At 68.9% G+C, this 24,971-nt stretch carries 23 protein-coding genes; 17 read left to right on the forward strand and 6 right to left on the reverse strand.

From position 1 onward, the window contains the following. Nucleotides 1-55: 55 nt before the first annotated feature. The 10 genes from AORI_RS66585 (at nucleotide 56) to AORI_RS66630 (ending at nucleotide 10,151) form a co-directional block, all read left to right on the forward strand. The gene (locus AORI_RS66585; protein ID WP_016335445.1) at nucleotides 56-1,309 is read left to right on the forward strand and encodes an HNH endonuclease signature motif containing protein; all 1,254 of its coding nucleotides are present in this window, start codon (nucleotides 56-58) and stop codon (nucleotides 1,307-1,309) included. A gap of 60 nt (nucleotides 1,310-1,369) precedes the next feature. Beyond that, complete coding sequence (locus tag AORI_RS84425) at nucleotides 1,370-2,296, forward strand: hypothetical protein (RefSeq protein WP_228688180.1); 927 nt, start codon at nucleotides 1,370-1,372, stop codon at nucleotides 2,294-2,296. A gap of 56 nt (nucleotides 2,297-2,352) precedes the next feature. Beyond that, complete coding sequence (locus AORI_RS66595; RefSeq protein WP_016335447.1) at nucleotides 2,353-2,556, forward strand: helix-hairpin-helix domain-containing protein; 204 nt, start codon at nucleotides 2,353-2,355, stop codon at nucleotides 2,554-2,556. Nucleotides 2,557-2,629: 73 nt separating this feature from the next. Continuing rightward, the gene (locus AORI_RS66600; RefSeq protein WP_016335448.1) at nucleotides 2,630-3,007 is read left to right on the forward strand and encodes a DUF1801 domain-containing protein; all 378 of its coding nucleotides are present in this window, start codon (nucleotides 2,630-2,632) and stop codon (nucleotides 3,005-3,007) included. Between the two features lie 19 nt (nucleotides 3,008-3,026). Beyond that, nucleotides 3,027-3,413: a YchJ family protein gene (locus tag AORI_RS66605; RefSeq protein WP_016335449.1), complete on the forward strand. Its 387-nt coding sequence runs from the start codon at nucleotides 3,027-3,029 to the stop codon at nucleotides 3,411-3,413. Between the two features lie 122 nt (nucleotides 3,414-3,535). Next, nucleotides 3,536-6,613, forward strand: a complete 3,078-nt coding sequence (locus AORI_RS66610; RefSeq protein WP_016335450.1) for a glycosyl hydrolase 2 galactose-binding domain-containing protein — start codon at nucleotides 3,536-3,538, stop codon at nucleotides 6,611-6,613. A gap of 118 nt (nucleotides 6,614-6,731) precedes the next feature. Next, entirely contained in the window at nucleotides 6,732-7,136 is a 405-nt protein-coding gene (locus AORI_RS66615; RefSeq protein ID WP_199749084.1) for a helix-turn-helix transcriptional regulator, read from the forward strand. A gap of 5 nt (nucleotides 7,137-7,141) precedes the next feature. Further along, nucleotides 7,142-7,537: a VOC family protein gene (locus tag AORI_RS66620; protein WP_016335452.1), complete on the forward strand. Its 396-nt coding sequence runs from the start codon at nucleotides 7,142-7,144 to the stop codon at nucleotides 7,535-7,537. A 40-nt stretch (nucleotides 7,538-7,577) separates the two neighbouring features. Further along, nucleotides 7,578-9,446: a Na+/H+ antiporter gene (locus tag AORI_RS66625; protein WP_081809808.1), complete on the forward strand. Its 1,869-nt coding sequence runs from the start codon at nucleotides 7,578-7,580 to the stop codon at nucleotides 9,444-9,446. Between the two features lie 18 nt (nucleotides 9,447-9,464). Further along, nucleotides 9,465-10,151 carry a histidine phosphatase family protein gene (locus AORI_RS66630; protein WP_016335454.1) on the forward strand — a complete coding sequence of 229 codons (687 nt, stop codon included), beginning with the start codon at nucleotides 9,465-9,467 and terminating at the stop codon, nucleotides 10,149-10,151. Here AORI_RS66630 and AORI_RS66635 read toward each other — a convergent pair. The 3 genes from AORI_RS66635 to AORI_RS66645 all read right to left on the reverse strand — a co-directional run bounded on the left by AORI_RS66635 (nucleotide 10,114) and on the right by AORI_RS66645 (nucleotide 11,995). Further along, nucleotides 10,114-10,881, reverse strand: a complete 768-nt coding sequence (locus AORI_RS66635; protein ID WP_016335455.1) for an ABC transporter permease — start codon at nucleotides 10,879-10,881, stop codon at nucleotides 10,114-10,116. The genes AORI_RS66630 and AORI_RS66635 overlap by 38 nt on opposite strands. Nucleotides 10,882-10,903: 22 nt before the next feature. Continuing rightward, nucleotides 10,904-11,389: an MmpS family transport accessory protein gene (locus tag AORI_RS66640; protein WP_016335456.1), complete on the reverse strand. Its 486-nt coding sequence runs from the start codon at nucleotides 11,387-11,389 to the stop codon at nucleotides 10,904-10,906. 201 nt (nucleotides 11,390-11,590) lie between these two features. Beyond that, nucleotides 11,591-11,995 (reverse strand): NUDIX hydrolase, encoded by a 405-nt coding sequence (locus tag AORI_RS66645; RefSeq protein WP_016335457.1) that lies wholly within the window; start codon nucleotides 11,993-11,995, stop codon nucleotides 11,591-11,593. 30 nt (nucleotides 11,996-12,025) lie between these two features. Here AORI_RS66645 and AORI_RS66650 point away from each other — a divergent pair, with 30 nt between their 5' ends. Beyond that, nucleotides 12,026-12,709 carry a helix-turn-helix domain-containing protein gene (locus AORI_RS66650; RefSeq protein WP_046199827.1) on the forward strand — a complete coding sequence of 228 codons (684 nt, stop codon included), beginning with the start codon at nucleotides 12,026-12,028 and terminating at the stop codon, nucleotides 12,707-12,709. Here the strand turns inward: AORI_RS66650 and AORI_RS66655 are convergent. After that, nucleotides 12,640-14,166: an FGGY-family carbohydrate kinase gene (locus AORI_RS66655; protein ID WP_016335458.1), complete on the reverse strand. Its 1,527-nt coding sequence runs from the start codon at nucleotides 14,164-14,166 to the stop codon at nucleotides 12,640-12,642. The genes AORI_RS66650 and AORI_RS66655 overlap by 70 nt on opposite strands. Before the next feature lie 114 nt (nucleotides 14,167-14,280). Between AORI_RS66655 and AORI_RS66660 the strand changes: the two genes are divergently transcribed. The 4 genes from AORI_RS66660 (at nucleotide 14,281) to AORI_RS66675 (ending at nucleotide 17,674) form a co-directional block, all read left to right on the forward strand. After that, a complete protein-coding gene (locus AORI_RS66660) occupies nucleotides 14,281-15,261 on the forward strand; it encodes a LacI family DNA-binding transcriptional regulator (protein ID WP_016335459.1) in 981 nt (326 codons plus the stop codon). 323 nt (nucleotides 15,262-15,584) lie between these two features. Further along, a complete protein-coding gene (locus AORI_RS66665) occupies nucleotides 15,585-16,166 on the forward strand; it encodes a hypothetical protein (protein ID WP_016335460.1) in 582 nt (193 codons plus the stop codon). Nucleotides 16,167-16,261: 95 nt separating this feature from the next. Beyond that, on the forward strand, nucleotides 16,262-16,918 hold the full coding sequence (locus AORI_RS66670; protein ID WP_016335461.1) for an RES family NAD+ phosphorylase: 657 nt from the start codon (nucleotides 16,262-16,264) through the stop codon (nucleotides 16,916-16,918). Between the two features lie 57 nt (nucleotides 16,919-16,975). Beyond that, the gene (locus AORI_RS66675) at nucleotides 16,976-17,674 is read left to right on the forward strand and encodes a GAF and ANTAR domain-containing protein (RefSeq protein ID WP_016335462.1); all 699 of its coding nucleotides are present in this window, start codon (nucleotides 16,976-16,978) and stop codon (nucleotides 17,672-17,674) included. 24 nt (nucleotides 17,675-17,698) lie between these two features. Here AORI_RS66675 and AORI_RS66680 read toward each other — a convergent pair whose 3' ends face one another. Both AORI_RS66680 and AORI_RS66685 read right to left on the reverse strand, forming a co-directional pair. Beyond that, the gene (locus AORI_RS66680; RefSeq protein WP_016335463.1) at nucleotides 17,699-19,660 is read right to left on the reverse strand and encodes a S9 family peptidase; all 1,962 of its coding nucleotides are present in this window, start codon (nucleotides 19,658-19,660) and stop codon (nucleotides 17,699-17,701) included. Nucleotides 19,661-19,690: 30 nt separating this feature from the next. Further along, the gene (locus AORI_RS66685; protein ID WP_016335464.1) at nucleotides 19,691-20,665 is read right to left on the reverse strand and encodes a TerC family protein; all 975 of its coding nucleotides are present in this window, start codon (nucleotides 20,663-20,665) and stop codon (nucleotides 19,691-19,693) included. A gap of 336 nt (nucleotides 20,666-21,001) precedes the next feature. Here AORI_RS66685 and AORI_RS66690 point away from each other — a divergent pair, with 336 nt between their 5' ends. Both AORI_RS66690 and AORI_RS66695 read left to right on the forward strand, forming a co-directional pair. After that, the gene (locus tag AORI_RS66690; RefSeq protein WP_043848979.1) at nucleotides 21,002-23,890 is read left to right on the forward strand and encodes an alpha/beta fold hydrolase; all 2,889 of its coding nucleotides are present in this window, start codon (nucleotides 21,002-21,004) and stop codon (nucleotides 23,888-23,890) included. Further along, a complete protein-coding gene (locus AORI_RS66695; protein ID WP_016335466.1) occupies nucleotides 23,883-24,842 on the forward strand; it encodes an ABC transporter permease in 960 nt (319 codons plus the stop codon). Before AORI_RS66690 ends, AORI_RS66695 begins: the two co-directional genes overlap by 8 nt. Nucleotides 24,843-24,971 lie beyond the last annotated feature (129 nt).

The raw sequence follows: 24,971 nt of genomic DNA on the forward strand, positions 1-24,971 counted from the left end.
CTTGTTGCTTAAAATTACGAACACATGTTCGACGGGTTTGCGGTATTATTGAGGGGTGTCCGAGACCTTCCTCCCCGAGTTGCCGCAGGAGCTGTGGCGCGCCGGCAAGCTGGAGCTTGCGCATGGCGTGCAGCAGTCGTTGCAGGTGATCCGGATGGCGACCGCTTGTTTGGGGCGGTTTCTGGCGGAGATCGAGAATCGGGGCGTCAAAGACTTGTATGGGCATGGCAGTACGGCCAGCTGGTTCGCGGAGATGGCGGGGTTGTCGCGGGGTGAGGCGGGTGCGGTGGTGAAGCGGGCGATCGCCTTGAACCCCACCCGGGCCTTGGACGGCACGGAGGTTCCGCCTGTCGCTCCCCGCACTGCCGCGGTCGCCGCTCAGGGACTGGTCGGCGACGAGCGGATCGACCAGATCCTGGAGATCTTGAAGAAGCTCCCCGCCGACACCTCCGCCGAAGATCGGGCCAGCGCGGAGAAGATCCTCGCGGACCTCGCCCCGACCGCCGGACCCCGGCAACTCTCCAAGGCCGAAGCGAAACTGATGGGCTGGCTGAATCCCGACGGCAACGAGCCGAAGGATCCCGAGCCCAAGGAACCACGCCGGGAAATCACTCTGGAACGCCGCAAGGACGGCTTCTGGAAGCTGACCGGCCTGCTCGACGATGAGACCGGTGCCCGCACCGCAACTGCGTTGGAGGCGCATGCCCAGCCCCGCCCCGTCGACGAGTTCGGCCAGGCGGATCTGCGGATGAAGTGCGAACGCATGGGCGACGCCTGGGCCGAACTCCTCGATCTGGCCATCGCCTGCCCAGACCAGCCCGGCACCAGCGGCTACCGGACATTGGTGCACGTCACCATCGGGCTTGAGGAACTGAAGTCCGGTCTCGGGACCGCGTGCTTGGACTTCGTGGGGACGATGACCGCTCGGGAAGCCCGGCTCGCTGCCTGCGACTGCTTGATGTTGCCGGTCGTGATGAGCGGCTCGGGTGAGCCGTTGGATATGGGTCGCCTGAGACGGTTCGTCACCCCCGGCCAACGCCGGGCGTTGAACATCCGCGACGGCGGCTGCGCGTTCCCGGGATGTCATCGGAGGCCGAAGAATTGCCACGCTCATCATATTGAGCACTGGGCAGACGGCGGACCGACGGATCTTCGGAATCTGGTGCTGCTCTGTGGGTTTCATCATCGGTTGATTCATCACGGTGACTGGGAAGTACGGATGGCGGCCGATGGGTTACCGGAGTTCATCCCACCCCAATACCGGGATCCGCTCCGACAACCCCGGCGTAACACCCTGCATCACGTCTGACCCCCGAGGAGCCCGCCAGCCATCCCAGGCGACGGGCCCCTCGGCATGCCTGGTGACCGTGTGGATTTCGGGACATCCAACGTCCCAAAATCCACACAGTCCACCGCCGCCGAACCGATCACGACAGAAGATCCGCAGGACTTGTCCACCGCATCGGCGACGAAGACCTCCGCCACCAGGGGCGACAGGCCCATGGCCGCCGGAACTGTTCACCACCGGCGGGTCCACGAAGGCCGACTGCGCCATTCGGGCGTATTCGCACGGAAGTCCTCGTTTCCGCCGCGGCACCCGGAGCAAGATCGTCCGTTCCGGACTTGGGAGGGGACGGAAAGTATGGTCAGAACGATAAACGGCAAACCGCGTCCATTCGGTGACGACAAACCGAAAAAAGGCGCGGCCATCACTGCGGCGGCCGTGGTCACCGGAGGCGCATTGGCCGTCGGCGGTGCGAGCATCGGGATCGGCGGAGGCGCCACCGCCTCCCTCGATTCCGCCGCGAGCCAAGCCCTCAAAGGCAAAAGCTCCAGCAAGAAATCCGCACAAAAGGGCCGCCACTCCGAAGCCTGGCAACGCATGGGCTGGCGCCAAATCAAAAAGCAGGCCAAGCGGGAGCTCGAATGCGGGCCGCATTCCTTCGGCGAGGTCCAGCGTTTCTTCCTGCGCCACCCTTGCGCCGATCTCGACCGCATGCTGGTCACCGTCGACGACGGCGCAGGCAACACCATCGACGTCTCCGTCGCGTGGGTGAGGATGCCGACGGCGAGCCGAGCGGGTGACCTGAAACGGCTCATCGACAAGGACGGCACCGGCAACGTCATCCTCTTCGGCGAGGCCCCGCCCGGTAGCCGCTTCACCGGGAAGAACTACGACTCCCGTCTGGCCAAAAAGCTTGTCGTGATCGCCGAATCCGCTCCCGCGGGTGGACGGCCGAGCGAAACGACGCTCGAGACCGCGGTCGAAGTCGCCGTCGAGTTCCCCTCACCTTGACCACCGGCGATCCACAATGGAGGCGACCAGGACCGGCCACTGACCGAAGAGGACCCATGGACGACCAGACCGACCTGCCGTCCGGCATCGGCAAACCGGCGACCCGCGCCTTCACCGGCGCCGGCTACACCCGGCTGGAGCACTTCACCCGCGCCACCGAAGCCGAGCTCGCGAGCCTGCACGGCGTCGGCCCCAAAGCGCTCCGCATCATCCGCGAAGCCCTGGAAACGCGAGGTCAGACGTTCAAACCCACCGACTAATTTTTTTGTCTTGACAACTTGACCCTTCGGAGGGTTTGCTGAGCGCAGGACACCGACCGAAGGGATCCAAGTCATGGCCAAGTTCGCGAACGTCGACGACTACATCGCCGCGCTGCCCGAGAACCTGCGCGAGGTCGCCGTCGCGCTGCGCCCGATCGTCAACGCCGCCCTGCCCGGCTCCATCGAGGCGATGTACCACGCCTCCCCCACCTGGAGCGCCGGCGAAGCCGTCGGCAAGAACCTCGTCTGCCTGATGAAGGCGTACTCGTCGTATGTCACGTTCGCCCTCTGGAAGGGGCAGCACGTCGACGACGCTTCCGGCAGGCTGGAGCCGAGCGCGCGGGAGATGGCACACGTCAAGCTGCGCTCGGTCGACGACATCGACGCCGACCTGTTCACCCTATGGCTCAAGCAGGCCCGAGACCTCGAAACCACCGCGACGGCACGATGACACAATCGGCGGCGTGCCTGTGATCACCGACGATTCCCGTTGCCCCTGCGGTCTCGGCGAGCCCTACGGCGTCTGCTGCGGCCGCTTCCATCGGGGCGCCGCGACCGCGCCGACCGCCGAACTCCTGATGCGGTCGCGGTTCAGCGCGTTCGCCGTCGGCGACACCGCGTACCTCACGAAGACCTGGCATCCGAAGACGCGGCCGGCCGATCTCGAACTCGACCCCGGGCAGCGCTGGACGTTCCTGGAGATCCTCGGCAAGACCGGCGGCGGACTACTGGAGAACGAGGGCACCGTGGAGTTCCGGGCCCACTACCGCCAGGATCGCCGGGCGGACAGCATGCACGAGAACAGCGCCTTCGTCCGCGTCGACGGGCAGTGGATCTACGTGGCGCCCGTCGGCTGAGTCCGGCGCAAGGGTCTGTTCTCCGCGCCACGAGGCGGCTACTATCTCCCCCAACATTGTTAGGGAACTTTCTTAACGATTTCCGCCCAGGTCCGCCGCCGTGTGCCCGAGGAGGCGCGCTCGTGAGTTTTCGGCAGAAGAGAACCCGGATCCCGTTACTGGCCTTGACCGTCACCGCGCTGGCCGCCGCGGTCTGCGGGGTGACCACCGCCCCCGCCGCCACCGGCGCGGAAGTGGCCGTCCCGCTTTCCACCGGCGCCACCCCGATCCCCGGCTTCGTGATCCAGTCTTCGGCACAGGTCAGCGATGATTCCGCGGTGTCGAAGCCGGGCTTCCCCACCGCCGGCTGGTACCCGGTGTCGTCGCGTTCGACGGTCTACGCCGGATTGCTGCAGAACGGCAAGTACGCCGACCCGTTCTATTCGACGAACATGAAGAACGTCCCGACCGCGCAGTTCTCGGTGCCGTGGTGGTACCGCACGGACCTGAACGTCGAGGACACCTCGAAGCGCACGTACCTCGACTTCAGCGGCGTGCTCTCCAAGGCCGACGTCTGGGTCAACGGCGTCCGGATCGCGACGAAGGACCAGGTCAACGGCGCCTACACCCGCCACGACCTCGACATCACCGAGCACGTGCGCCAGGGCGTCAACAGTGTCGCGTTCAAGGTCTACCCCAACGACCCCAACAACGACCTCTCGATGGGCTGGATCGACTGGGCGCAGACCCCGCCGGACCAGAACATGGGCATCGTGCGCGACGTCCTCGTCCGGCGCGGCGGCCCGGTCGCGCTGCGCAGCGCCCACGTCGTCCAGAAACTGAACTCCGCGCTCGACCACGCCGACCTCACGGTGAAGGCGGACGTCCGCAACGACTCGGCCGCCGCGGTGCAGACCACCGTCTCCGGCACCGTCGCGGGCAAGCCGGTCAGCCAGACCGTCTCGCTGGCGGCGAAGGAGCGCAAGACGGTCACCTTCGGGGTCGTCGGCCTCGACAAGCCGAACCTGTGGTGGCCCGCCGGGATGGGCGGCCAGCACCGGTACGAACTCGACCTGACCGCGAGTGTCGGCGGCACGCCGTCGGACAGCTCGAAGTCGAAGTTCGGTGTCCGCGACGTCAAGGCGCCGCTGAACTCCAGCGGCGGGCGGCAGTACAGCGTCAACGGCAAGCCGCTGCTGATCCGCGGCGGCGGCTACACGCCGGACCTGTTCCTGCGCTGGAACGAGACCGCGGCGGCCGACAAGCTCAAGTACGTGCTGAACCTCGGGCTCAACACGGTCCGGCTGGAAGGCCACATCGAGCCGGACGAGTTCTTCGACCTCGCCGACGACCTCGGCGTGCTGACCATGCCCGGCTGGGAATGCTGCGACAAGTGGGAAGGCCACGTCAACGGCGAGGAAAAGGGCGAGCCGTGGGTCGAGTCGGACTACCCGATCGCCAAGGCGTCGATGTTCTCCGAGGCCGAACGCCTGCGTGACCACCCGAGTGTCATCTCCTTCCACATCGGCAGCGACTTCGCGCCGGACCAGCGGATCGAGCAGGGCTACCTCGACGCGATGAAGGCCGCCGACTTCACCCTCCCGGTGATCCCGTCGGCGTCGAAGCGGCCGTCCCCGATCACGGGCGCGTCCGGGATGAAGATGAACGGCCCGTACGACTACGTCCCGCCGGTCTACTGGTACGACAAGTCGCAAAAGGACCGTGGCGGCGCGTGGAGCTTCAACTCCGAGACCAGCGCGGGCGTCGACATCCCGACGATGGACACGTTGAAGCGGATGATGTCGGCCAGTGAGCTGGAAACGATGTGGAAGGACCCGTCGGCGCCCCAATACCACCGCTCTTCGTCGACGACGTTCGCGAACCTGAAGCTGTTCGCCAACGCGCTGACCAAGCGCTACGGCGCGCCCGCCGACCTGAACGACTTCGTGCGGAAGGCGCAGCTCGCGCAGTACGAGAACGTCCGCGCCGAGTTCGAGTCGCACTCGCGCAACTACACCGACTCGACCAACCCGTCGACCGGGTTGATCTACTGGATGCTCAACAGCCCGTGGACCTCGCTGCACTGGCAGCTGTTCGACGCCTACATGGACCAGAACGGCGCCTACTACGGGGCGAAGAAGGCGAACGAGCCGCTGCACATCCAGTACTCGCACGACAACCGGTCGGTCGTGGTGATCAACCAGACGTCGAACGCGGTGAGCGGGCTGACGGCGACCACGAAGCTGTACAACCTCGACGGCACCGAGAAGTACAGCAACACCAAGACCGGGCTGTCGGTCGGCGCGCTGGGCGCCAAGGCCACCGCGGTCACCGTCCCGGCGGTGAGCGGGCTGTCGAACACCTACCTGGCGAAGCTCGTGCTCACCGACTCGTCCGGCAAGGAGGTCAGCCGGAACGTGTACTGGCTCTCCACCAAGGCCGACACGCTGAACTGGGGCGGCAGCGATTGGTACTACACGCCGCAGTCTGGCTACGCCGATCTGACCGGGTTGAAGAGCCTCGGCCAGTCCGCCGTCAGCGCGACGGCGAAGTCGGTGGCCGGCGCCGACGGCACCACCACGACCACCGTGACGCTGAAGAACACCTCGGGCGGCAAGCTCCCGGCGTTCTACGTCGATTCGAAGGTCGTGGACGCCGCGGGCAAGCCGGTGCTGCCGGTGGAGTGGAACGACAACGCGGTGAGCCTCTGGCCGAGTGAGACGACCACGCTGACCGCGAAGTACCGCACGGCCGACCTCAAGGGCTCCAAGCCTTCGGTGCGGGTCTCGGGCTGGAACACCGGGACGCAGACCGTTCCGGCCGACGGCTCCGGCCCGGCCACCCCGGTCGACTACCAGGCGGAGGACGCCACGATCGACCAGGGCGCGGTGGAGTCCAACCACGCCGGGTTCACCGGCACCGGGTTCGTCAACTACGACAACGTGGCGGGCAGCTCGGTCGAGTGGACGGTCAACGTGCCCGCCGCGGGCACCTACGACGTCGTCGTCCGGTACGCCAACGGCACGACGTCGAACCGGCCGCTCGACTTCTCCGTCAACGGTTCGATCAGCGCGTCCGGCGTCGGCTTCGGCGGCACCGGCGCCTGGCCGAACTGGACGACGAGAACCGTCAAGGTGACGTTGGCGGCGGGAGTGAACCAGATCAAGGCCGTCGCCACCACGGCGAACGGCGGTCCGAACGTCGACAAGATCACGCTCTAGTCCGGGAGTCGCCTGCGAGGGCCCCTTCGCCGCCGGGCGAAGGGGCCTTTCGGTGTCCGGGGTGGGTTACGCTTTCCGGGTGACCGGCAAACCCGACCCGCGCCTGCGGGACCTCGCGATGCTGCGCCGCGTCCGCGACCGGATCGATCGCGACTACGCGCAGCCCCTGGACGTCGAAGCGCTGGCGCGCGGCGTGCACGTCTCCGCCGGGCATCTGAGCCGCGAGTTCCGGGCCGCGTACGGCGAGTCGCCCTACAGCTACCTGATGACCCGCCGGATCGAGCGGGCCATGATGCTGCTGCGGCGCGGGGACATGTCGGTCACCGAGGTGTGCTTCGACGTCGGTTTCTCGTCGCTGGGCACGTTCAGCACGCGCTTCTCCGAGCTGGTCGGCGTCTCGCCGAGCGTGTACCGCAAGCAGGCCGCGGAAGACGGCCGGGGCATGCCCGGCTGCGTCGTCAAACAGGTCATGCGACCGATCAGGAATCGAGAAGCGACTCCGCCGCGCGCCGACCTACCTTGAGTCGTATGACCCTTTCGATTCAGGCGTCCTACCTCCCCGCGGACGATCTCGGGGCTTCGGTTTCCTTCTATCGCGACATCCTGGGCTTCGAAGTGCGTGACGAGGGCCCGCTCCAGGCCACGGTCGGCCCGCCGGGGCAGCCCGGGACGTCGCTCCTGCTCCGCCCGCCCGCCGCCGATCCGGAGCTCACCGACGAGGAACGCACGACCATCGCCGAACTGATGGCCAAAGGCGTCCACGGCATCATCGTGCTGTCCACCCCGGACCTGATCGGCACCTTCGACCGGATCCAGGCGCAGGGCGCGGACGTCGTCCAAGAACCGATGAAGCAGTCCTGGGGCGCTTTCGACTGCTCTTTCCGCGATCCGGCGGGCAACCTGGTGCGTTTCGAAGAGCGGTAGCCGGGCCTCGGTGCGCGCGCCGTGACGCTCTCGGGTGATGATGAGCGGCGTGGAGATCGCGGTAGAACTCGTGGCACTGGTGGTGGCCGTCCTCCTGGTCACCGCCGCGGCGCGGAAACTCGACTGGTCGGCACCGCTGTGCCTGATCGCGGTCGGGGTCGTCGCCTCGTACATCCCGGGTGTCCCGGAGTACGAACTGGACCCCGAGGTCGTGCTGCTGGGGCTGTTGCCGCCGCTGCTGTACGCCACCGCGATCCGCACATCGCTCATCGACTTCCGCCGTAATCGCGGGCCGATCCTTCTGTTGTCGGTGGGGCTCGTCATCTTCACCACGGCCGCGGTCGGAGTCGTGGCGTGGCTGGTGATCCCCGGGCTGCCGCTGGCCGCCGGGCTCGCGATCGGCGCGGTGGTCGCGCCGCCGGACGCGGTCGCGGCCACCGCCGTCGCCCGCAAGGTCGGGATGCCGCGCAAGCTGACCCGGCTGCTGGAGGGCGAAAGCCTGTTCAACGACGCGGCCGCGCTGGTCGCGTTGCGGACCGCCATCGCGGCCATCGCGGGTTCGGTGAGCCTGCTGCAGGTCGGCGGCGATTTCCTGCTGGCCGCCGGCGGCGGGCTGCTGATCGGGTTCGCCGTCGGCGCGCTCGCCGCGCTGATCCGCACCCGGCTCGAGGATCCGGTCACCGACACCGCGCTCTCGCTGGTGGTCCCGTTCGTCGCCTACCTCGCCGCCGAGGCGATCCACGGTTCCGGCGTGATCTCCGTGGTCGTCGCGGGGCTGATCCTCGGGCACAAGGCGCCGAGCATGCTTTCGGGGCGTTCGCGGCTGGCCAGCAGGCTGAACTGGCAGACCATCCAGTTCCTGCTGGAGAACATCGTCTTCCTGCTGATCGGGCTGCAGGTCCGCCGGATCATGACCGAGGTCGGCGACAGCGGGCTGACCGCGATGGAACTGATCCTGATCTGCGCCGCCACGCTGGCCGCGACGATCGTCACCCGGATCGTCTGGATGGCGGGGATCGGCTTGGCACGCCGCGTGTTCCGCCGTCACGCCTGGCCGTGGCGGTACTCGGCCGTGATCGCCTGGGCGGGGATGCGCGGCGTCGTCACGCTCGCGGCGGCGTTCGTGCTGCCCGCGGACACCCCGCAGCGGGCCGTGCTGGTGCTGGTCGCGTTCGTCGTGGTGGCGGGAACGCTGCTGCTGCACGGGACGACGCTGCCGGTGCTGGTCCGCCGCCTGAAGCTGCCGCCGCCCGATCCGGCCGAGGACGCGCTGCAGGAGGCGGCCGTGCTCCACGACATGACGAGGGCCGCGCTCGAAGAGCTGGAGAAGATCCGGACGCCCGAGGACCCGGAAGACATCGTCGAGCGGCTGCGCAGCAGGCTCCAGCACCGCTCGGACTCCGCGTGGGAGGAACTCGGCAGGCAGAGCGCGCTGACCGAAACGCCGAGCGACGCGTACCGGCGGCTTCGGTTGAGGCTGCTCGAAGTCGAACGGGAGAAGTTCCTGGAGGCGCGCGACTCCGGGATGGCCGATGATGATGTCCTGCGCCGGATCCTCGAACGCCTCGACATCGAGGAATCCATGCTGGACAGGGAGGAAGAGACCGTGCCGGATTCCGATCGGGAACTGCGCACCCCCGCCGCGACGGCGGGAACGTGCAAGCATCTGACTAAGAACTGGCCGTCGGTCGAGCCCAGCTCCCCGGACGTCTGCGCGGTCTGCGTCGAGAACGGGATGACCTGGGTGCACCTGCGCGAATGCGTCAAATGCGGGAACGTCGCCTGCTGCGACTCCTCGCCGGGCAAGCACGCGACCGAGCACTTCCACGACACCCTGCACCCGGTGATGCGCAGCCACGAGCCCGGCGAGACCTGGCGCTGGTGTTTCGTGGACAAGCAGCTCGGTTAGCTCGGTAGGGTCCGGGGTATGAGCACCCCTGAGCAGGAAGTCGAATACCGCCAGCACCGGTTCTCACCTCCCCCGGGCGCGACCGAGATCTTCCTTGTCCGCCACGGTGAATCAGCCCCGGCGAAGGGCGACAACCCGTTCGACCTCGTCGACGGGCAGGCCGATCCGGATCTCGCGCCGGAAGGCAGGGACCACGCCGAGCAGGTGGGCCGCCGCCTGGCGGACGAGCGGATCTCCGCGCTGTACGTGACGACGCTGCGCCGGACGCCGCAGACCGCGGCACCGCTCGCGGCGAAGCTCGGGCTAACCCCGGAGGTCGAGCCGGATCTACGGGAAATCCACCTCGGGGACTGGGAGAACGGCCTCTTCCGGCGCTACACCCACGAAGGTCACCCGATCGTCGAAGAGCTGTGGCGCGAACAGCGCTGGGACGTCATCCCCGGCGCGGAGACGATGGAGTCGTTCGGCGGGCGGATCAAGGCGGCCATCGGCAGGCTCGCCGCGGCCAACCCGGACCGGAGGATCGCCGTGTTCACCCACGGCGGCGTCATCGGCGAGGTCTTCGCGCAGGCGAGCGGCGCGACGAACCGGTTCGCCTTCCTCGGGGCGGACAACGGCTCGATCTCCCATCTCGTGGTGTCGGGCGAGACCTGGATGGTGCGGCGGTTCAACGACACGTCGCATCTTCAGTCGCCTTTCGGCTGATCCGGCCCGCCGCGACCAGGTGCACGACGACCAGGACCGCGACCGCCTCGGCGGCCAGCAACCCGATCAGCACGAGCACCTGCGTCACCCCGGCCTGCACCGGCCCGGCGCCACCGAGGAGGACACCGACGTAGGCGCCGGGCAGGGTCACCAGGCCGACGGTCCGGGTCTGGTCGAGGGCGGGGATCAGCGCGTGCCCCGCCGAGGGGCGGCAGATCTCCAGCGCGGCCGGGCGGGGAAGGAAACCCAGTGCCAGCGCGGCTTCGTACTCGCCGTGCCGGGTCACGAGTTCGTCCAGGGCACGTCGCGCCGCCTGCGAGGTCGCGGACATCGCGCCGCCGATGACGATGCCGGCGATCGGCACGATCGCGATGGGCCGCCACGGGACCACCCCGGTCGCGAGCACGAGCGTCAGCACCGGCACCACGCCGGACGCGATGGCGAGCGCGACCCACGCGAGATCCTTCGCGACCCCGATCCGGCGCGCGGAGGTGACCGCCGCGATCACGAACATCAGCAGCACGAAACCGCCGGTCAGCCAGCCGGATTTCAGGATCCCGACGATCACCAGCGACACGGCGGCGAGCTGCACGACGGCGCGCGCGGCCGCGAACAGCACCGCCTTGCCCTGCCCCAGCCGCCCGAACTGCACCACCGCCGCGCCGAAGATCGCCAGCACGGCCAAGACCACGGCGAGCACCGGGCCGAACGCGATCGCACCATCCGTCACCCGGATGATCCTGCCGTAGGGATCAGGACGTGCAGGTCACCGGCGCGCCCGGAGCGGGGGCGGTGCGGTCGCTGACGACCTCGCCGTCGACGACGATCCGGCACCGCAAGGCGCCGCTGCCCGAACCCTGCGCGGAAAGGCTGTAGAACTCGTCGCGGCCTTCCTGGCTCTCGCGCTCGAAGGTGGTGCTCCACGGCGCCGTCACTTCGGTCTTCTGCAGGAGCTCGGAACCCTGCGCGACATAGGTGACGTTCTTGGCGCCCTTCGCGCCGGAAAGCTCGTAGACGACCGAATGGATCACCGTGCGCACGGCGGCCGCGGCCTGTTCGACCCGCGGCGCGGGCGGGCTCTGCACCGGCCGCGAGGCCTTCGGCAGCACGTAACTGGTGAGGGTGATGGCGACGGCCACCACACCCAGCACGACCACTACGGTCCCCAGCGGCTTCAGCCTGCCGGGGGCACCCTGCTCCGGCGCCGATGCCGGAGGGGTCGCGGTGGGAACACCCATGGAGAGGTCTTCTCTCGTCCGAGCGCACTTCCGTCGAGTGCGTCGACTACTTCTCGCTCGAAGGTGACTCCGCGTTAGCCGTTATCGGGAAGAAACCCGATATTCACCCTTTTGGGTGTCCCAGTGAGCGGGGAGTGCCTGGTCATAGAGCGATCGGCGTAAACACAGTGAGCCGAATAGCTCACTTTGAGTGACACCGCGTCAATCGACGAGACCCGTGTCGGCGAGCAGCCCGAGCACTCGCCTGCCCGCCGGCGGGCAGAGGTGGGCGTCGGCCGAGGACAGCCACGCGGACTCCGCGATCTCGCGTCCGGGCACGGGTTCCCCGCGATGTCCGGCGGTGTAACAGGTCATGCGGACGCGGCGGCCGTCCGCGTAACCGTCGGCCTGCTCGTTCAGCACCGCGAAGAAGCGGAAGCTCAGCGGGTCGAGCTCGATGCCGAGCTCCTCCCGGATCTCCCGGCACAGCCCGGCGACGTCGCCTTCTCCCGGCTCCCGCTTGCCTCCCGGCAGGTAGAACTTGGCCTTGCCCTCGGTCCGCACCGACAGGAGGCGGCGGTCGCGGACGTGGATCCAGGCCAGTGAATCGATCTCTGCTTCGGACACGGCCTGATTCTGTCGTGCCCCGGGGGCATCATGGCAACCGTGTATCGAGAGACGACGGCGCCCGGCCTGGCCGACGTGGTGCGTTGCCTGTGGGAGGAAGCGGGCGGAGCGCCGAAGCGGATCGTGCCCGACTGCTGTGTGGACCTCGTGGAATGCGGCGGCGAGGTCTTCGTCGCCGGGCCGGACACGGCGCCCTGGACCTGGGAGACCGGCGAACGGGCACGCGGCGTGCGGTTCGCCCCGGGCAGGGCGGGCGACGTCCTCGGGCTGGGCGCCGACGAGCTGCGTGATCAGCGCGTCCCCCTCGCCGACCTGTGGGGCCGGGAAGGCGAACTGCTGGCCGAGCAGGTGCTCTCCGGCGCCGCTTCGCTGACCGACGTCGTCGCGCGGCGCCGGGCCGGACGGGCCGACCGGGAGGTTTCGGAGCTGATCGCCAGGCTGGACGGCGGGGCGGCCAGGGTTTCCGCCGCGCTGGAGCCGTTCACCACCGGGGAGCGGCAGCTGCGGCGGCGGTTCACCCTCGCGGTGGGCTACGGTCCGGCGACCTACCTGCGGGTCAGCCGGTTCCAGCGCGCCATCGGCCTCGCGGGATCGGCGCCGGATCTCGCCTCGCTGGCGTTCTCGGCGGGCTACGCCGATCAAGCTCACTTGAGCCGGGATTGCCGGGAGTTCTCCGGGCTGAAGGCGAGCGAATTCTTCCGCGCCAGGAAGTGAGCGATGTCCACTGTGGACTCGTACAGCGCGCGATAGTGCGGATAGAACTCGTCGTAGACATCGGCGTCCGCGCTCGGACGCACGATTTCGGCGACGGGGTTCCAGGCTTCGATATCCGGCTCCCGCCCCAGCGCGAAGGACGCGAGAACGGCGTTCCCGAACGCGGCGCCGACGGTTTCCGCGGGGATCTCCTGGTCGATCCGCGCGACGTCGCTGACGATCCGCGTCCACACCCCGCCGCGCGTCCCACCGCCGACGGCGACGAACCGTCCCGTGCCGCCACCTGCCTCCCGCATGGCTTCCAGGTTGTGCCGCACCCCGTACGCCGTTCCTTCCAGCGCCGCGCGATACAGATCGGCCCGATCGTGGGAGGTGGTGAGCCCGGCGACGATGCCCCGCGCGTCCGGATCCGGCACCGGTGTCCGTTCTCCCGCGAAATACGGCAGCATCAGCAAGCCGCGGCTGCCCGCCGGGACCTCGCCCGCCGCGGCCGCCAGGTCGCCGAACTCTCCGCCCACGAGCTCTCGCAGCCAGTCGGTGATCGCGCCAGAGGTCGCCATGCCCGCCGCGAGCGAGTAAGTACCGGGAAAAGCGCCGCGAGTCGTCCACAGCCCATGCCCGGGACGGGGGTCGGAGAGCATCTGGACCAGGAACATCGTGGTGCCGTACATGAGCATCGTGTCCCCGGGCGCGGTGACCCCGACGCTGGTCGCCTCGGCCCACGCGTCCACCGTGCCCGCCGTCACCGGGATCCCTTGCGGCAGGCCGGTTTCCGCGGCCGCCTCGGCGGTGACCGAGCCGACCACCTCGGTCGGCCACGCGAGCCTGGGCAGTTCGACGCCGGGGGCGATCGCGGCGACCCGGTCGGCCGCCCAGCGGGCCTCGCGCAGGTCGTACATCGGGTCGCATTGGCTCGCGGAATGATGGTCGAGGACGTACTCACCGGTCAGCCGCAGGACGAGGAACGAACTCGCCATCAAGAAGAGCTTCGCCCGTTCGAACACGTCCGGCTCGTTCTTGGCCAGCCAGCGCCATTTCGGCCCGACGGCCTGCGAGCCGAGCGCGCTCCCACCACGTTCCACAATGGATTCTTCGCCGAATTCCCGATTCAATTCCCGGATTTCGTCGAATGCGCGGGTGTCGACGCCGTAAAGGATCGCCGGGCGCAACGGTTTGCCGGAAGCGTCGGCGGGTAACAGCACCGGCCCGATCCCGCTGACCGACACCCCGATGATGGGATGATCCTCCGCGACCGCCGCCGAAAGCTCTCTCGCCAGCGAGAGGAAGTCTTGCCACCACACGGTTTCCGCGTCGTGCTCGAACCAGCCGGGGCGGGGCCGGGAAGTCTCGTGCGGGCGGGAAGCCCGCGCCACCACGGCGCCCCGGGAATCGACGAGGACACCTTTGGAACTCGAAGTGCCGATGTCGATGCCGAGCACCAGGCCCGGTTCCCCCACGACCCCTCCGAACTCCTCCGCGCGAGTAGCGCGATCAGCGGATGGTAACGATTGTCGGTCAAGCTATTCTTCCCGTGCGAAGGTGTCAATACACCTGCAGAAGGGGAGGTCACGGTGGCCACCATCAACGACGTGGCGGCGAAGGCCGGGGTTTCGACGGCGACCGTGTCGAGGACGCTGAACGGGAAGTCCACTGTGGACCCGGTACTCGCGGCACGGGTGCAGGCCGCCGCCGCGGAATTGGGCTATCACCCGAACGGTCTCGCGAGGAATCTGCGCCGTCAGGAGACCGCGGTCCTCGCGCTCATCATCTCCGACGTGGAGAACCCCTTCTTCACCGCGATCGCCCGCGGCGTGGAGGACATCGCGCAGACCGCGGGCTACTCGGTGGTGTTGTGCAACGCCGACGACAACGAGGAGAAGGAGCGGCGCTACATCGACGTCGCCCTCCAGGAACGGGTCGCCGGCGTGGTGCTCTCCCCCACCGGCCGGGCCACCAACGTCGACCGGCTGACCGAACGCGGCACCCCCGTGGTCGCCGTCGACCGGCCGCTGCTCAAGAACACCGGCGACCAGGTGCTGGTGGACACCCGCCTCGCCGCCCGGGACGCGACCCGGCATCTGCTCGACGGCGGCTACCGGCGGGTCGCCTGTGTCAGCGGGCCGCCCGGGGTGCGCACGGCCGAAGACCGGCTGGCCGGCTACACCGACGCCGTCGGCGAGGCGAACGCGCTCACCCGGCGGGCCGAGTTCCGCGCGGAGGGCGGCAGGCTCGCCGCGCTCAGCCTGCTCGACGAGCCCGAGCCGCCGGACGCGCTGCTGATCGGCAACAGCACGATGGCGATCGGCGTCCTGGAGGCGCTGGCTTCACGCGGCCTGCGATCGGGACAGGACGTGGGGATCGTGTCGTTCGACGACGCGCCCTGGACGACGCTGATCGATCCGCCGCTGACGGTGGTGGCGCAGCCCGCGAACGAGGTGGGCAGGGTCGCCGCCGAACTGCTGCTCGCCCGCATCGGCGACGGCACGCGCAAGGCCACGACGACCACGCTGCAGGCGAAGCTGATCGTGCGCCGGAGCTCACGTCGCGGCTGACCCAGGTGCACGACGTGCCTGGGCGACCGGTTCGCACCGGCCGCCCAGGAACGCCCCACCCCCTTGTTCCCCCAAGCCGGCCCCACACCAGCCGGGTTCTCCGAAGCGGTGGGAAGAAATCGTTTACCTTTCGGACGGTAAATTCCCGCTTACCACCTGTCAAGCCGAAGTCCTGGACAAGCTCGCCCGATGCGGGCACACTATGGCGATATCCCTACTGCACGTGTTTGATTCCGTGCACTCCGTGTTCGTCTCTGGTGAATTCACCCACGAAATCGAGATGAGACCGCACGAACCCGCACAGACGAGTTACCCTAGGCGCTATGTCGATAGCGCTCGAGAACGTTCTCGCCAAGGCGGGCCTGAAGGTCGACGCCAACGAGTTCCTGAACCTCGTCGAGGACGCGGCGCGGAGGCTGACCCCACCGAACCCCGATCCGTCGCACTACTTCTCGGCGGACCAGCGAGCCGCGCTCACCGACGTCGGCCTGGACCTCTCACCCCGCGGCGAGGACGAGCCGGACTTCCGTGCCCGCACGGTCGCCGCGCACGCCGTGCTCGCCGATTCCGCGCTCAGTGTGCTGGAAGCGGCGAAAACGCTGGGCGTGGACGACAGCCGTATCCGCCACCGCCTGAAGGAGGGCAGGCTCACCGGCTGGAAGGACCAGGGCTGGCGGTTGCCCGCCTGGCAGTTCGCCGGCTCCGGGGTGCTGCCCGGCCTGGAGGTCGTGCTGCGTGCCGTCCCCGAGGACCAGCCCGCGCTCGTCGTCGCCGCGTTCATGAGCACCCCGCAGGCCGATCTGGTGATCAACGACCATCCCGCGACCCCGCGGCAATGGCTCCTCTCCGGCGGCGATCCCGAGCACGTCGCGAGACTGGTGGCCACGCTGGGCTCGCCGTTCTGAGATCCTTGCCCGACGACGGAATTCCAGTCGGGGGTAGGCCGTAGGCTGACCCCAACGAGCAAGATCACCCGACAAGGACGGACGACTCCCGAGGTATGGCCCGGCTCCCCCTGCCGCCCGCACGCTCTGTCCTGGTCAAGGAGCTGCACCGCACCAACGACGTGGTGACGGTGCACCCCGGCACCAGGCTGGTCAGGATCTTCACCGCGCACGGCAACCACCCCCAGCAGTGGAATTCGTTCCGCTACAGCGGCCCGCTCCCGCACGGCCGTTTCGACCCGCAGACCCCCGGACGCGGCGGCCGCCCGGTCACCGACCCCGGCAACGGCGTCCTGTACTTCGGGCTCACCGTGCGCACCAGCATCGCGGAGGTCTTCCAGACCACGTCCACGGTCGACCGCAAATCCCGCGGCCCGCGGCTGGTGGTCGTCCGGCCGACCCGCACGCTGCGGCTGCTCGATCTCGCCGGCCTGTGGCCGACCCGCGTCGGCGCCTCGCAGGAGATCTCCAGCGGCCCGAAGAAGATCACCCAGGCCTGGGCGCGCGCCATCCGCGCCGCGTTCGGTGACCTCGACGGGGTCTGGTACCGGTCGTCCATGGACTCCGGCGGCCCCGCCCTCGCGCTGTGGGACCCGCCTGCCGGGAACTCGCTGCCGATCGCGCCCGACGTGCTGCTCCCCTTGGACCATCCGGGGCTCGACGTGCCGCTGGGCCGGGTCTGCGAAGAGCTGAACTACACCCTGCTGAGCTGAACGAAGCGACCGCGCTGACTATTCTGGTCCCTGTCGGGCGACGGAGAGGGGACCTTCGTGAACGATCATGAACACACGGTCGGCAGCGGTCTGAGCGCGACGCTCGGCGGGATCTCGCGCACGCTGCAGGCCGAGCCGGACGTCGAATCCACCCTCGCGGCCATCGTGAAGGCCGCGGTCGATCACGTCCCGGGCGCGGAATACGCCGGGGTCTCCCTGATCGAGCCAGGGGGCCGGGTCCGGACCGTCGCGCCGACCGCCGCCGTCGTCTCCACGATCGACGATCTGCAGTACGAAACCCAGCAGGGCCCGTGTCTCGACGCGATCGCCGAACGCCAGATCTTCCGCACCGGCGACCTGACCTCGGAGTCGCGCTGGCCGCAGTTCACGCCGAAGGCCGCCGAGACCGGCGTGCGGTCGATGCTGGTGTACCGGCTGTTCGTCACCGATCAGACCCTCGGCACGCTGAACCTCTACGCCCGGGCTCGCGACGCGTTCGGCGATCAAGCCGACGACGACGGACGGCTGTTCGCGACCCACGCCGCCATCGCGCTCGCCGGCGCGCAGACGGAGGCCCGGTTGCACGTCGCGGTCGAGAACCGCGACGTGATCGGCATGGCGAAGGGCATCCTGATGCAACGCCACGACATCGACGCCGTGCAGGCCTTCCGGTTGCTGGTCGAGTCGTCGCAGACCACCAACATCAAACTGCTCGATGTCGCGGCCTGGGTCGTCGAGCACCGCCGCGAGCTGTAGCCCGCGGCGGTGCCGTGATGACGCTCAGAGGTGGCGGCCCCACCACTCCAGCACGGCGTCGAACCGCTGCACCCGGTGCCGGGGCAGCCCCGATCGCGTGAGTTCGTGCCCCTCGCCGGGGAACAGCAGGAACTCGGCCGCGACGCCGTTCTGCCGCAGTGCCACGTACATCCGCTGCGCCTGCTCCAGCGGGCATCGCCAGTCCTGCTCCGAGTGCACGACCATGAACGGGATGTCGATCTTGCCCGCGTAGGTCAACGGGCTGCGCTTGCGCTGCTCGTCGGGGTCGTCCCCGACGTAACCCCCGGCGAAGAACCAGCCGATGTCGGAGCTGCCGACGAACGAGTCCCAGGCGTTGACCGCGCGCTCGCTCCACGCGGCGCGGAACCGGCCGCCGTGATGCGCGGCGAGCCAGCTGGTCATGAAGCCGCCGTACGAACCGCCCATCACGCCGACGCGATCGCCGTCCAGGTTGGGCAGTTCGAGCGCTTTGTCCAGCAAGGCCAGCAGATCGTCCGCGTCCACGGTGCCGAAGCCGTGCACGATGCTCCGGCCGTGGCTTTCGCCGTAACCCGCGGAACCGCGCGGGTTCCCCAGTACGACGGCGTAGCCCGCGGCGGCGAGCACCTGCGCCTCGTCGAAGACCTTCCACTCGTACGGCGCGAACGGTCCACCGTGGACCATCAGGACCACAGGATGCGGCCCGTCGCCCTCGGGCCGGACGATCCAGCCGTGGACCGGATAGCCGTCGGGAGCGGTCGTGTCCAGCTCCTCCAGCGGCAGGATCCCGGTGTCCCGCAACGCCTTCGAGTAGTCGGTGAGCACGCGCGGCGCCCCGTCCGACAGCAGCGCGACGTCACCGGAGCTCTCGGGCGTTCCGATCACCGCGACGATCCGTTCGCCGTCGACGGCGAACGTCTTCACCACGGTGCGCTCGCCGGCGAGGTGCCGCAACGTCTTCAGCTCGGCCAATTCGGCGGAGAAGGGGACGGCGCGCAGCTCGGCGGCGCCGCGGGTGCGGACCACGACGAGGACCTCGTCACCGAAGACGACCGGCGGGCTCGCCGCGTTGTCGCAGTCGACCGTTTCGACGTCGGTCAGCCGCCGCGGGGACGACGGCTCGGCACCGGTGGGCCATGACGCTCGCCAGAGCCCGGTGTTGCGGGCGATCTCCTCCTGCCCGGAGAACTCGGTGCCGTAGAACAGGATCGAACCGTCCGGCGCGACGACCGGCCGGTCCGCGGTGCCCAGCGACCGGACCAGCAGCCGGGGTTCGCCGCCGTCGGCGGGCACGGCGTAGACGTCCGAGCGGACGGTGTCTTCGGCGGCCCAGTCGCGCGGGGCGGTGATCAGGACGTGCTCGCCGTCGTCCGTCCACGAAGGATGATCGACGTCGGCCCGGTCGTCGGTCAGTGGCGTGAGCTCGGCGGGCTCCTCCTCGTCGAGCGCGGCCGCGGTGTCCACGACGAACAGACGTTGTGGACGGTCGTTGAGGAAACCCGCGTCGTCGACGCGGTAGAAGAGGTTCTTGATGTGCCGCGGCGCTTCTTCAGCCGGTTCCGGCGTTTCGCCGTCCGCGTTCTCGGTGCCGTAGCGGCCCGGCTCCGGCACGCGGGCGACGAAGGCGACGCGACGGGAGTCCGGCGCCCAGACCGGTGCGCCCGCGCCGAGGGGGAGATCGGTGATCCGCTTCGCGTCGCCGCCTGCCGCGGGAATCACGTGCACCTGCGGCTTGGCCGCGCGCCCGGAGCCCTCTCCGGCCCGGAGGAACGCGACCCACCGGCCGTCCGGGGAGATGGCGGGGGCCGAGTCCTTGGCCCCGTGGGTCCAGGGACCTTCCCCGCCACCGCCGAGGTCGACCTTGCGCAGGCCGCCGCGGTAGCTGTTCGTCTTCAGATCAGGCCTGCTCACCGCGGTGAGCAGCAGGTCGCCGTGCAGCGCGAGGATGCCGGGGACCGTCAGGGCTTCGATGTCAACGGGACGCACGGCCCCGACGGTACCCGATCCTTAGCAGCTCTAACTACTGATCGAAGATTCCTGCTCAGCGGCTTCCAGTTTCTTCGCCTTCGCGAGGCTGGCCAGCGTCGTCACGGTCAGGACCACGACGATGACACCCAGGGAGACCCAGTTGTTGATGTCCAGCCAGTCCGGGACGACGTGGTACTCGTGCAGCGCGTGCAGGAACAGCTTGGCGCCGATGAAGGCGAGGATCACCGCGAGACCGTAGGACAGGTACACCAGCTTGGTGACCAGGCCACCGAGCAGGAAGTACAGCTGGCGCAGGCCCATCAGCGCGAACGCGTTGGCGGTGAAGACCAGGAAGGCCTCCTGCGTGATACCGAAGATCGCGGGGATCGAGTCGACGGCGAACAGCAGGTCCGCGCTGCCGATCGCGACGATCACCAGGAACATCGGGGTGATCCAGCGCTTGCCGTCCTTCTTCACGAAGGACTTGTGCCCGTGCCACTCCTCGGTGACCGGGAAGAGCTTGCGCACCCAGCGGGTGAGCGCGTTCTCCTCGTATTCCTCTTCTTCGTCCTTGTTGCGGACCATGCTGATCGCGGTCCAGATGAGGACGGCACCGAAGAGGAAGAAGACCCAGACGAACTGCGCGATCAGCGCGGCGCCCACGGCGATGAACACGCTGCGCATGGCGAGCGCGAGCAGGATGCCGATCAGCAGCACGCGGTGCTGGTGGATCGCGGGCACCTTGAACGACGTCATGATGATCATGAAGATGAACAGGTTGTCGACGCTCAGCGAGTACTCGGTGATGTACCCGGTGAAGAACTGGACACCCGGTTCGTGTCCGGCGAACACCCAGACACCGACGCCGAACGCGATGGCCACGGCGATGTAGAAGATGACCCATCGGGCGGCTTCGCCGGTGGTGACCTCATGTGGCTTGCGATCGACGATGACCAGGTCCAGCGCGATGAGCGCGAGCAGGCCACCGACCGTGGCGATCCATAGCCACAGGGGAACAGACATGTATCCAACCCTCCGGATAGTGCACAGCAGCAACTAACCGGAGGTCTCTTCCGCCGGTTCGAAACCGGCCGACGGTGCCGGGGGCCTGCGAAGGCCACCGTGCTGACGACACCGCCGCGAAGGAATACTCCCCTCACAGCTGGTCCAGTTTGACCTGTCTGTACGTCTGACGCCAGTTAAGGTTGCCCTTGTCACCAAGATGATGGCGTAACTCCCGTCACACCTACCTCTTTTCCCTCTTCGAGTACCCGTTCCGGTGGCGGTTGAACGTCACGCTTGTGTGGTCCCTGTGTGCTGGAGGAGCGACTCTCAGGTTCGGTGAAATACGGTCATTCCGTGCCCCGAATCCCGCTCCCTCGCACGCGAGGCGCGAAGCTCGTCGCGCTCGCCGCGGTCGTGGTGGTCCTGGCCGCCGCGGCCGTCGTGTGGACGAACAGCGATCCCGCGCCGTCCGCGGTCAAAATCCAGGACGCGACCCTCGATCTGCCCGAAACGCCGGGCTCGTCCGAGGTCGTCAAGATCGACACGACCACGTACCTGCCCGAACAGACCCCGGCCCCGGCCGTGCTGCTCGCCCACGGTTTCGGCGGTGACAAGAACAGTGTCGCCACCGAAGCGCGCGAGCTCGCCGACAAGGGCTTCGTCGTGCTGACCTGGTCCGCGCGCGGTTTCGGCCGCAGCACCGGGAAGATCGCGCTGAACGACCCCGACCGCGAAGTCGCCGACGCCCGGAAGCTGATCGACACCCTGGCCGCGCGGCCCGAGGTCCTCAGCGAGAACGGCGACCCGAAGGTGGCCGTGTCCGGCGCTTCGTACGGCGGCGCGCTTTCCCTGCTGCTCGCGGGGACCGACAAGCGCGTCGACGCGATCGCGCCGGTGATCACCTACAACGATCTCGCCCAAGGTCTCTTCCCGAACGCCGCTTCTCCGGCCGCGCCGAACGCCGCCACCCCGGCCGCGGGCGCGTTCACCGCGGATGGCGTCTTCAAGAAGTCGTGGGCCGGCATCTTCTTCTCCGCCGGTTCCGGCGCGGCGCAGACCGGCTCCCCCGCCAACGACGCCCCCGAAGCCGGGGACGAGACGAGCGAATCCGGTGCGGCACAGGGCACGGGCGCGGCGGCCGCGGCGCAGTCGCTGCCGCTCGGTGGCCCGAATGGACAGCGCCCCCCGTCCGGCCCCGCCGACCCTTGTGGACGGTTCACCGCCGAGGTCTGCCAGGCCTACACCGAACTGGCCACCACTGGGAAGGCGAGCCAGAAGACCGTCGAACTGCTCCGCCGGGTCTCCCCCGCGTCCGTGACGGACAAGATCACCGTGCCGACCCTGCTGGTGCAGGGTGAAAGCGACACGCTGTTCGGTTTGGACCAGTCCGACGCGACCGCCCGGCAGATCTCGGCCGCGGGCGGCAAGGTCCGCACGATCTGGTACACCGGCGGCCACGACGGCGGGAAGCCTGGGCAGAAACTGCGCGCGCAGATCGCCGACTTCCTCAAGTTCTCCCTCACCGGGCAGGGCACCGACCCCGGCACCGGGTTCAGCTACGACATCCAGGGCACGCTGCGGGCGAACGGCGCCCCTTCGGTCCGGACGGTCAGCGCCCCGGCGTACCCGGGAGCGACCGGCGACGCCACCGAGCGGCGGCCGTTCACCTTGGCGGGCCCGGCGCAGCCCGTCGTCCGGCCCGCCGGTGGCAATCCCGCCGCGGTGAGCGGGATCCCCGGTTTGAACGGAGCTGTGGCCGGCTCGTCCCGGCTCTCCGGACTGTTCAGTCTCGACCCGCCGGGGCAGGCCGCGCAGTTCGCGACGCCGCCGCTCGACGCGCAGACGATCGCGGCCGGTTCCTCGACGGTCCGGCTGCAGGTCTCCGCGGATCCGTCCGCCGGGGTTCCGCAGCAGGAAGCCGTCCTGTTCGCGAAGCTCTACGACGTCAACTCCGAAGGCGTCCGGACGCTTCCGGCCAACGCCGTCGCGCCGTTCCGCGTTTCCGGTCTGCCCGCCGACGGCAGCCCGGTCGAGGTGACGGTGACCCTGCCGGGCATCGTGCGGCCGCTGGAGGCCGGGCACACGCTCCGGCTGGTCGTCGGCACGACGGACCAGGCGTTCGCGACGCCGGTCGAGCCCGCGGTGTTCCGCATCGGGCTGGCGGACGGTGGACGGCTCGCCGTCCCGGTCGTGCCCGGCAACTCCGTCGGCGCCGGTGCGCCCACCGCGCAGCTGCTCGGGATCGCCGGGACGCTGCTCGCGGGGATCGTGATCACGGTGATCGCCGCGTTCCGCCGCCGCCGCGCGCACGACGTCGACGAGAGCCTGGCGAAGACACCGCTGGTCATCGAAGGTCTGCGAAAGGCCTACGCGGGCGGCTTCGTCGCGGTGAAGGATCTGTCCTTCCGGGTCGAACCCGGCCAGGTGCTCGGCCTGCTCGGACCGAACGGCGCCGGCAAGACGACGACCCTGCGCATGCTGATGGGGCTCATCACGCCGACCGCGGGCACCATCCGCGTGTTCGGCCATCTGATCGCGCCCGGCGCGCCGGTGCTGTCGCGGATCGGGTCCTTTGTGGAGGGTTCGGGCTTCCTGCCGCATCTGTCCGGCAAGGAGAACCTGGAGCTGTACTGGGCGAGCACGGGACGCCCGAAGGACAAGGCGCATTTCGCCGAAGCACTGGAGATCGCCGGGCTCGGCGACGCGGTGAACCGGCGGGTCCGCACCTACAGCCAGGGCATGCGGCAGCGGCTCGCGATCGCGCAGGCGATGCTCGGCCTGCCGGAGCTCATGGTGCTCGACGAACCGACCAACGGGCTCGACCCGCCACAGATCCACCAGATGCGCGAGGTGCTCCAGCGCTACGCGGCGACCGGACGCACCGTGGTGGTTTCGAGCCACCTGCTGGCCGAGGTCGAGCAGACCTGTACGCACGTGGTCGTGATGCACCGCGGCATGCTGGTCGCCTCGGGTGAGGTCGGCGAACTGGCCGCGTCCAGCGGTGAAGCGACGTTCCGCGTCGACAAGCCCGCCGAAGCGGCCGAAGCGCTGCGAAAGGTCGGCGGCGTTTCCGGCGTCGACGTCGACGGCGAACTGGTCCACGCGGATCTCGACGGTCTCGCGCGCGCCGAGGCGGTCGCCGTCCTGGTGCGGGCCGGGGTCGCGGTCGAGCAGGCCGGGCCGCGGCGGCGCCTGGAAGACGCGTTCCTGCAGCTGGTCGGAGAGGACTCGAAGGGTGAGTAAGACCAATGGTTCCGGCCCGGCGACCCGGGCGGATCACGGCGTGCACACCGATCCGGCGGCACTGCTGGAGCTGACCGAGGTCGCGTCGCACGAGCCGACCGAGGTCGGCCCGGACGGGGCGGTGGCGGGCTACCGCGCCGACCGGACGCTGCGGCTCGGCGTCGAACTGAAGCGGCAGCTCAAACGGCGGCGGACCCAGCTGATGCTGGGGTTCGTCGCGCTGCTGCCGTTCATCCTGGTGATCGCGTTCGAGATCGGGCAGGCCAACCCGAACCGCCGCAGCGGCGGCTTCGTCGACCTCGCCACCGCGAGCGCGCCGAACTTCGTGGTGCTCGCGCTGTTCGTGTCCGGGACGTTCCTGCTCCCCATGATCGTGGCGTTGTTCTACGGCGACACGATCGCGAGCGAGGCGTCGTGGTCGAGCCTGAAATACCTGCTCGCGATGCCGGTCCCCCGGCATCGGGTGCTGCGGCAGAAGGCGATCGTCTCCGGCATCCTCTCCGCGGTCGCGTTGATCCTGTTGCCACTGGTGTCGCTGGTGGTCGGCGTCATCTGGTACGGCGCGGGCGACGCGATCAGCCCGACCGGGGACGCGGTGTCGTTCGGTGACAGTCTCATCGCGATGGGGCTGGCGACGATCTACATCATCCTGCAGCTGGCGTGGGTGGCCGGGCTGGCGATGCTGCTCTCGGTCGCCACCGACGCCCCGCTGGGCGCCGTCGGCGGCGCGGTGATCGTCGCGATCGTCTCCCAGATCCTCGACCAGATCACCGCGCTCGAAGGACTGCGGGACTATCTGCCGACGCATTTCGCGTTCTCGTGGATGGATCTGATCTCGACCGACATCGACTGGACGAACATGGCCAACGGCATGTTGTCGGCGGCGTTGTACGGCACGGTGTTCTTCCTCCTCGCCGGCCGCCGGTTCGCGACGAAGGACATCACCAGCTGAGAGCGTTTCCGCACTGAAGAAACGACCGGGGTCCACCGGGAAGACGAAATCCTCTTCCCTGGTGGGCCCCGGTTTTCACTGGCCGTGGCGACCTTCACCCATTAGCGCCGGTAATCGGTGTTTCATGCG

It is taken from the genome of Amycolatopsis keratiniphila (assembly GCF_000400635.2).
Lineage (GTDB): Bacteria > Actinomycetota > Actinomycetes > Mycobacteriales > Pseudonocardiaceae > Amycolatopsis > Amycolatopsis keratiniphila.